This is a genomic window from Citrobacter sp. wls826, from assembly GCF_005281245.1.
GTDB classification, from domain to species: domain Bacteria; phylum Pseudomonadota; class Gammaproteobacteria; order Enterobacterales; family Enterobacteriaceae; genus Citrobacter; species Citrobacter braakii.
Genome location: NZ_SZWS01000051.1, coordinates 110,870 through 114,879 on the forward strand (window position 1 = coordinate 110,870; position 4,010 = coordinate 114,879).

A 4,010-nucleotide genomic window follows, 5' to 3' on the forward strand; every position below is an offset into this window, starting at 1 on the left:
GGAGAAAATGCGCGCCGAAAACCGCAAAGTTATTCCGCTGTGCCCGTTTGCCAAACATGAGTTTGATAAAACCCGCGAGTATGACGATATTCGCGCCTGATAATCTTACGTACGCCGGAAGGCATGACCGCAGTCCGGCGCATCACTCCCGATGCAGCAAATCCTGATAAATTCCCGTCAATACACCTTGTGGGCCAAACTCTTTTTTAATCCATTGGGTTACACGACCGGTGGCCGAATGCTGGGTCGCCAGCAGCATCCGTGAATCCTGACGCGGGTTGTGGATCTGCCGCGTGACCAGCAACGACTTTTCCATCGCCTCGCGCACCATATAGTCCGGCAGAAAACCGATGCCCTCACCCAGGATCTGGCACTGGCATTTGGTATTAAAATCAGGAACCAGAATCGACTCCTGTCCGTGTAACAGCCAGCCGACCTTCTTGTTGATGGTGTGCGCGGTGTCTTCCACCATGATGTTCGGGTACAGGCGCAGTTGGCTCTCAGAAATCGGTTCAGGCATAAAAGCCAGCGGATGATCCGGGGCAATCGCAAACGACCAACGGATCGCGCCGATCTCGGTGTAATCAATCCCCCCGCCGTCCAGTAACGTATCCGGCGCGCCGATAGCGATGTTGGCGAGGTTGTTAATGATCGAATCCCAGACGCCGTTATACACCTCGGTGGTGACGGTTATCTGGCAGGTTGGAAACTGTTTCTTGAGTACCTGCAGCAGTCGTGCCGTATGTTGAGGGGTATACAACAGTTGATTAATACAGATGCGTACCCGGGCTTCAATGCCCTGAGCAATGGTATCAATACTGCGCTTGATGGCGTGGAAATCGTTAAGCAGGTCGGTCGCCTTGCGAAACAGATAGCGTCCGGACTCGGTCAGCTCAATGCTGCGGGTACTGCGGGTAAACAGCACCACGTCGAGCCCCAGCTCCATGCGCTTAATGGTGTAACTAATTGCTGATGTGGTTAAGCCAAGTTCCTCAGCCGCCTTGCTGAAGCTGCTGTAGCGGGCTGCCATCGTAAATGCCAGCAGGTTTTCCTCGGTAAAAATTGAATTCATCTTCCTCCCCTCCGGCGACAAACGCACATCCGCGACGCGATGATTGTTGAATGTATTTGTAATCCTTATGCAGAGCAATCAGTTTTGAACAGAATTTAACACTAGTTTTACAATTGATTTGAAGGCAATCACACTTCTGTATATTAATTGCAGGCCGCTATCCGTGTAGCATCACGCCTGATTTTCCTGACAACTGATTAATGGCTAAAAGCGGCTCTGTCATAAGGAAAAGATTGCACTACAGCACGTTTTGTTCTCATTGTTAAATTTGATTCAATAATCGACACGCTTACGATGAATGAAATTTAAGCGGATATTATTCTCTGCACTCTGTTGCTATTCTCAGCTTATCGGATATTTAAAAAGTCTAAAAAACTGCAGGAGAGCGATTATGTCAGAGAAAGAACTCATTACTGAATTTCTGCTGGCGGCAGAGCAGGGTGATGCCGATGGATTAAAATCCTGCCTGGCAAAAAATGTGGATATTAATGCCACTAACCGCCAGGGGCGCACTGCCATAATTATTGCCAGCCTGAATAAACATTATGACTGTGTTTCTTTATTGATTGCTGCCGGTGCCGATATTAATAAACAGGATCAAACCTGTTTTAATCCATTCCTGATTAGCTGTCTGACTAACGATTTAACGCTGCTGCGTACCGTATTACCGGCCAATCCCGATCTTAATTGCCTGAGCCGTTTTGGCGGCGTCGGTATTACGCCAGCCAGCGAAAAAGGTCATGTAGAGATCGTGCGCGAACTGCTGCTGCGTACCGATATCAATGTTAATCATACCAACTTTGTCGGCTGGACGCCGTTACTGGAAGCCATCGTGCTTAATGACGGCGGCGCGAAACAGCAGGAAATCGTCAAGCTGCTGCTCGACCATGGCGCAAACCCGCACATGACGGATAAATACGGTAAAACCCCGCTGGAGCTGGCGCGGGAGAAAGGATACCACGAAATTGCCGAGCTGCTGATTGCGGCCGGAGCCTGACAGAGGAGCGCTACTATCGCTACGCCATCACGGCGATGCGTACGGGCGCTAACCGCAGACGGCGCGTTTCTGGCTTTCCGGGGAACGGGACGGGTTGAACAGGTTTTTTCCCGCGCGGTAAACCTGTTGATACCTGAACAGCAGCGGTTGCTGACGTTACTGAGTGAAGGTTGTGATAACGCGCCTAACAGCTGTCGGCTGGCGCTGACGCATTGTGAAGAGCTGTTTCACCCCGGTGAGAGAGTCAGTTTTACCGAATCGGGGATAGCCGTTGGCAACGATAAATGGATAGAAACTTCCGGTTGTCTGCCGTGGCGCATACCACAGTGGAGGCCTGATGCAATAAGCCTTGCTGCAATCCGCTGGCTGCGCTGGGAAGAGGTTATCCGCCAACAGCTAAGAAGCGCTGACACATTATTTCTGTACCAGGGTGATAACCCGTTTTATCTGGAAATCACCCGCCAATTACTTAATCGCCGACAAACATTACTGGCGGCGTTGCATACAGGAGAAAATATCTCTACAGCGGTCAGCCATTTAATTGGTCTGGGGATTGGTCTGACGCCTTCATCTGATGATTATTTAGTGGGCTTAAGCACTATTTTATTTATTCCGGGACATCCGCTGGGGAAATATCGTGATGATTTTTTAGCAGCCTTACAACGTGCCGGAAATAATACCACGCTACTCAGCAAAATAACGCTGGAGGAAGCCTTTCATCAACGTTATCGGGAAAGCGTCGGACGGCTGCTGAACCATATTATTACAGAGCAACAACCCGTTTCTACGCAATATATTACTGACATTAAAAATATCGGCTCAAGTTCTGGCTGCGACATGCTGTATGGCATGGCGGATGCCTGCGCCCTGAGCCACAGGTCCGGAGGGAATTATGTCGATCAGGATAGTTGTTAAAAAGAACACGTATTTTGATTCTGTCTCACTGATGTCTATCTCCACACGCGCAAATCAGCTCGATGGCGTTGAGCAGGCGTTCGTGGCTATGGCGACAGAAATGAATAAGGGCGTACTGAAGAATCTCGGTCTGCTCACGCCTGAACTTGAAGAGGCGAAAAGTGGCGACCTGATGATTGTCATTAAAGGCGCCAGCGAGGCGGCGAACGATCAGACGCTGGTGGCGATTGAAGATTTGTTTACGCATAAAGAGCAGGGGGGGCAGCATGAAGCGCGCTATGCCACGCTCGCCAGTGCGAAGAAGCATGTTCCTGACAGCAACCTGGCGGTGATCTCGGTCAATGGTCTGTTTGCCGCGCGTGAAGCGCGTCAGGCGCTGCAAAATAACCTCAACGTGATGCTGTTCTCTGACAACGTCTCTCTTGAAGACGAACTGGCGCTCAAGCAGCTGGCGCATGAAAAAGGGCTGCTGATGATGGGGCCCGATTGCGGAACCGCCATTATTAACGGCGCGGCGCTGTGTTTTGGCAATGCGGTGCGTCGCGGCAACATCGGAATTGTTGGCGCCTCCGGTACCGGTAGCCAGGAGCTGAGCGTACGCATTCACGAGTTTGGCGGCGGGATTTCCCAACTGATTGGCACCGGTGGACGCGATCTGAGCGAAAAGATTGGCGGCCTGATGATGCTTGACGCGATTGGTATGCTGGAGGCCGATCCGCAAACCGAGATCATCGCGCTTATCTCCAAACCTCCTGCGCCAACAGTGGCGCGCAAAGTGCTGGAACGTGCGCGCGCCTGCCATAAGCCCGTCGTGGTGTGTTTCCTCGGACGTGAAGCCGCGCCTGCGGATGAAAACGGTCTGCTGTTTGCACGCGGCACTAAAGAGGCGGCGTTGAAAGCGGTACTGCTGACTGGCGTGAAAAAAGAGAGTCTGGATCTGCATCCGCTCAACTGGCCGCTGATTGAAGAGGTCCGCGCCCGCCTGACCCCGCAGCAAAAGTACATTCGCGGCTTGTTCTGTGGCGG

The 4,010-nt window shown here is 51.6% G+C and carries 5 protein-coding genes; 4 read left to right on the plus strand and 1 reads right to left on the minus strand.

The genetic code is table 11. From position 1 onward, the window contains the following. Positions 1 to 100: N-acetyltransferase (locus FDW87_RS22415; protein ID WP_252363146.1), on the plus strand; the 100-nt coding region annotated here is incomplete at its 5' end. 42 nt (positions 101 to 142) lie between these two features. Here the strand turns inward: FDW87_RS22415 and FDW87_RS12100 are convergent. After that, positions 143 to 1,072, minus strand: a complete 930-nt coding sequence (locus FDW87_RS12100) for a LysR substrate-binding domain-containing protein (protein WP_016154301.1) — start codon at positions 1,070 to 1,072, stop codon at positions 143 to 145. A gap of 391 nt (positions 1,073 to 1,463) precedes the next feature. Between FDW87_RS12100 and FDW87_RS12105 the strand changes: the two genes are divergently transcribed. From FDW87_RS12105 to FDW87_RS12115, 3 genes are all read left to right on the plus strand, one after another. Beyond that, positions 1,464 to 2,069 carry an ankyrin repeat domain-containing protein gene (locus tag FDW87_RS12105; protein WP_016157395.1) on the plus strand — a complete coding sequence of 202 codons (606 nt, stop codon included), beginning with the start codon at positions 1,464 to 1,466 and terminating at the stop codon, positions 2,067 to 2,069. Positions 2,070 to 2,195: 126 nt separating this feature from the next. Then, positions 2,196 to 2,984, plus strand: a complete 789-nt coding sequence (locus tag FDW87_RS12110) for a DUF2877 domain-containing protein (RefSeq protein WP_101700193.1) — start codon at positions 2,196 to 2,198, stop codon at positions 2,982 to 2,984. After that, positions 2,962 to 4,010 (plus strand): FdrA family protein (locus FDW87_RS12115; RefSeq protein ID WP_252363137.1); only part of this gene is annotated, 1,049 nt, incomplete at its 3' end. The genes FDW87_RS12110 and FDW87_RS12115, both read left to right, overlap by 23 nt.

What these genes read in the sequence shown, in the direction of transcription:
- FDW87_RS12100 (WP_016154301.1), bottom strand. Translation starts at nt 1,072, where the DNA reads ATGAATTCAATTTTTACCGAGGAAAACCTGCTGGCATTTACGATGGCA.
- FDW87_RS12105 (WP_016157395.1), top strand. Translation starts at nt 1,464, where the DNA reads ATGTCAGAGAAAGAACTCATTACTGAATTTCTGCTGGCGGCAGAGCAG.